General features: G+C 61.7%; 4 protein-coding genes. 3 read left to right on the forward strand and 1 reads right to left on the reverse strand.

Features of this window, described 5'->3' with window-relative positions; translation table 11 throughout:
- Positions 1 to 300, forward strand: a 300-nt coding sequence (locus B3873_RS00550) for a flagellar brake protein (RefSeq protein ID WP_286863513.1), incomplete at its 5' end; no start/stop codon positions are given.
- Positions 301 to 420: 120 nt separating this feature from the next.
- On the opposite strand, the gene fliE is transcribed toward B3873_RS00550, so the two are convergent.
- A complete protein-coding gene (gene fliE / locus B3873_RS00555; RefSeq protein WP_039788439.1) occupies positions 421 to 777 on the reverse strand; it encodes a flagellar hook-basal body complex protein FliE in 357 nt (118 codons plus the stop codon).
- Positions 778 to 1,025: 248 nt separating this feature from the next.
- Between fliE and fliF the strand changes: the two genes are divergently transcribed.
- Together fliF and fliG are read left to right on the forward strand one after the other, a co-directional pair.
- Positions 1,026 to 2,810, forward strand: coding sequence for a flagellar basal-body MS-ring/collar protein FliF (gene fliF, locus B3873_RS00560; RefSeq protein WP_134222210.1), 1,785 nt, complete (start codon positions 1,026 to 1,028; stop codon positions 2,808 to 2,810).
- Positions 2,803 to 3,764, forward strand: a 962-nt coding sequence (gene fliG / locus B3873_RS00565) for a flagellar motor switch protein FliG (protein WP_286863514.1), incomplete at its 3' end; no start/stop codon positions are given. The genes fliF and fliG, both read left to right, overlap by 8 nt.

Below are 3,764 nucleotides of genomic sequence, written 5' to 3' on the forward strand. Positions count from 1 at the left end.
GTCACGCTGCTCAACAACATCAGCGCCGGCGGCGTCGGCATCACCGACGAGAAGAAGCTGCTGCCCACCACCCCGGGCGCCATGTATGAAGACTGCCAGCTCGAACTGGGAGATAACACCCTGGTCTCGGTCAAGCTGCAGGTGCGCGACTGCAAGGAGTTCAAGATGACCAACGGCAAGGTCGTCAATCGCTTCGGCTGCCAGTTCATTGACATCCCGCGCACCGTCCTGGCCGCCATCCAACGCTTCATCACCAAGCTGGAACGCGAACAGAACGCCAAGGCCTCGGGTATGATGTAATTCAGCGCCGCTTTCCCGGCGGCGCCCATGAAAAAACACCCCAGCAACCGGAAACCGGTTCTGGGGTGTTTTTTCATGGAAGGACGAGCAACAATCCAGCCCGCCCCACAGCAGAAAACTTCACACTTGCATGGTCATGATGTCGCGGTAGGCCGAAACCAGCTTGTTGCGCACCTGGATGCTGGTCTGGAAGGAGATGCTGGCCTTCTGGGAAGCGATCATCACATCCGACAGATTCACGCTGTCATCCCCCATGGCAAAGGCCTGCGACATCTTGGCGGCTTTTGCCTGGGAATCATTGACCTGGTCAATCGCGCCCTTGAGCACGTCGGCGAAGTCCACGCGCTGCGCCGGCTTTTCCGCCGCGACGCCGCTCTGGACCGGGTCCACGCCACCCTGGGCGCGGGCTGCCGCAGCCTTCAGCTGGGCCACCATTGCCTCGATCTTGCTGGTATCAATCACACTGTCGATTGCCATCTGCCACCTCTTGAGTTCATTTTGCCGCTTGGCAAAAGCACAATACGCATCTTCGCCATCTACAGCAGCACCTTAACACTGCTGCATTGACAAATCGCACCAATAAGCGGGGAATTTGCCATTCTGTTCGGGCGATCAAATTCTTCCTGCCAACGGACAATCCACACTGAGCAAAAAACCTCACAAAGGTAGGCAGTGATCAAAGTCTTTATCAAGCTGGCAATCGAGGGAACGCCAGAGGGGAAATCATGGCGGTAGCAGCCGACGGCACGATGACCGGCGAAACCAACAATCCGGGCGAACTCGGCAATATTGAGGGTATGCCCCAAGGGCAGGCCGCCCAAGGCGGCGTGATGGGTTACGCCCGTTCGCCGCAGGGCAAGCGCATTCTGCTCATCATTGCCGCCGCCGCCACCCTGGCGCTGATGGCGGGCATCTGGCTGTGGAGCCAGAAGGTCGAGTACCGCGTCCTGTTCGCCAATTTCAACGACCGCGATGGCGGAGCCATCGTGGCCTCGCTGCAGCAGATGAACGTGCCCTACAAGTACTCGGACGGCGGCACGGCCATCCTGGTCCCCGAGAACATGGTGCATGACGCTCGCCTGAAGCTGGCCTCGCAAGGCCTGCCCAAGGGCGGCAACGTCGGTTTCGAACTGATGGAAAACCAGAAGCTGGGCATTTCCCAGTTCCTGGAGCAGGTCAACTTCCAGCGCGCGCTGGAAGGCGAACTGGCACGCTCGGTACAATCTCTGGCTTCGGTGCAGACCGCCCGTGTCCACCTGGCCCTGCCCAAGGCCTCGGTGTTCGTACGCGACCAGCAGAAGCCGACCGCCTCGGTGATCCTCAGCCTCTACCCAGGCCGTTTCCTGGACCAGCAGCAAGTCAGCGCCATCGTCCATCTGGTGGCAAGCAGCGTGCCCGAGCTCTCGCCCAAGGCCGTGACCATCGTCGACCAGAACGGCAACCTGCTCTCCGACACCACCAAGCAAGCCCAGACCAACACGCTCGACCCGACCCAGCTGAAGTATGTCCAGGACATGCAGCAGGACATCGTCAAGCGCGTCGAGTCCATCATCGCCCCCATCGTCGGCAACGGCAACGTCCGCGCCGAGGCCACGGCTGATGTCGATTTCTCCCGCAGCGAGCAGGCCTCCGAGGCCTACAAGCCCAACCAGACGCGTGACACCGCCGCCGTGCGCAGCAAGCAGAGCAGCGAGGCCAACAGCGCCACCTCGGGTACCTCGGGCATTCCGGGTGCGTTGACCAACCAGCCCCCTGCCCCTGCCACCGCGCCGATCGTCAACCCGGCAGTGGCCAATGGTGCGGCCAACCAGAACGGTACCGCGGCCACCCCCAACGGCGCAGCACCGACCCCGGCGGCCAGCGGCAATTCGCGCAAGGACGAGACCATCAACTACGAGGTCGACAAGACCGTGCGCTACACCCAGCAACCCATGGGTGGCGTGCGCCGCCTGACGGTGGCCGTGGTGGTGAACTACAAGCGTACCCTGGACAATACCGGCAAGATCGTGATGCGCCCGCTGACCGAGGCCGAGCGCAACCAGATCACCGACCTGGTCAAGGAAGCGATGGGTTACAACAAGGATCGCGGCGACTCGCTCAACGTGGTCAATACCCAGTTCAGCACCGACATGGAACCGGAAGTGCCGCTGTGGAAGCAGCCAGGCATGATCGAACTGGCCAAGGAAATCGGCAAGTACGTGCTGGTGGCTGCGGTCCTGCTGTTCCTCTACTTCCGCGTGCTGCGCCCGATCGTCTGGAAGCTGTCGGGCCGCGAAGAGCGCGAGCGCCTGGCCAAGGAAAAGGCCGAGGCCGAGGCCGCCGCCGCTGCCGCAGCGGTTGCCGCCGGCTTCGATCCGGACGATCCGGACGCCATCGTCAACCTCTCCGGCGAGCCGGCAGTCGACGAGCGTGCACAGTACAAGGCCAACCTGGAAACCGCCAAGCAGTGGGCCAAGAATGATCCGAAGCTGGTGGCAAGCATCATCAAGTCATGGGTGAACAATGAGTAACGACGGCGTTCAGAAAGGTGCCATCCTCATGCTCGCCCTGGGCGAGGATGAGGCCGCCGAAGTCATGAAATACCTGGGCCCGAAAGAGGTCCAGAAGCTCGGCGCGGCCATGTCGGCGCTGCGCAACGTCAGCTTCGAGGAAATCAACGAAGTGCTGGAAGCCTTCGTCGCCGAAACCGGCCAGGCCTCCTCGCTGGGTCTGGATTCGGACGAATACATCCGCAGCGTGCTGACCAAGGCGCTGGGCGACGACAAGGCCACTTCCCTGCTCAACCGCATCCTCGGCGGGCGCGATGCCTCCGGTATCGAAAGCCTCAAGTGGATGGACGCGCAGTCGGTGGCCGAGCTCATCCGCAACGAACACCCGCAGATCATCGCCACCATCCTGGTCCACCTGGAGCGCGACCATGCCTGCGGCATCATCAACAATTTCACGGAACGTTTGCGCAACGACGTCATCCTTCGTATTGCAACCCTGGACGGCGTGCAGCCGGCCGCGTTGCGCGAACTCAACGACGTGTTGACCAAGCTGCTGACCGGCAACGAAAGCCTCAAGAAACAACAGATGGGCGGTATCCGCACCGCGGCCGAGATCCTCAACTTCATGTCGGGCGAGAACGAGACTGCAGTGATGAACAACCTGCGCTCCTACGACGAGGACATGGCGCAGAAGATCATGGACGAGATGTTCGTCTTCGAGAACATCATCGACATCGACGGCCGCGGCATCCAGCTGCTGCTGCGCGAAGTCCAGTCCGAGTCGCTGATCGTGGCGCTGAAGGGTGCCTCGCAAGGCCTGCGCGACAAGATCTTCGCCAACATGTCGCAGCGTGCGGCCGAGATGATGAAGGAAGACCTGGAATCCAAGGGACCGGTGCGCCTGTCCGAAGTCGATGCGCAACAGAAGGCCATCCTGCAGATCGTGCGCCGCCTGGCCGACGAAGGCCAGATCGT

Source organism: Herbaspirillum sp. UBA812, from assembly GCF_002296545.1.
In the GTDB taxonomy this organism is placed as follows: domain Bacteria; phylum Pseudomonadota; class Gammaproteobacteria; order Burkholderiales; family Burkholderiaceae_D; genus Herbaspirillum; species Herbaspirillum huttiense.

Coding starts and splice junctions, on each gene's coding strand:
- fliE (WP_039788439.1), bottom strand. CDS start 777: ATGGCAATCGACAGTGTGATTGATACCAGCAAGATCGAGGCAATGGTG.
- fliF (WP_134222210.1), top strand. CDS start 1,026: ATGGCGGTAGCAGCCGACGGCACGATGACCGGCGAAACCAACAATCCG.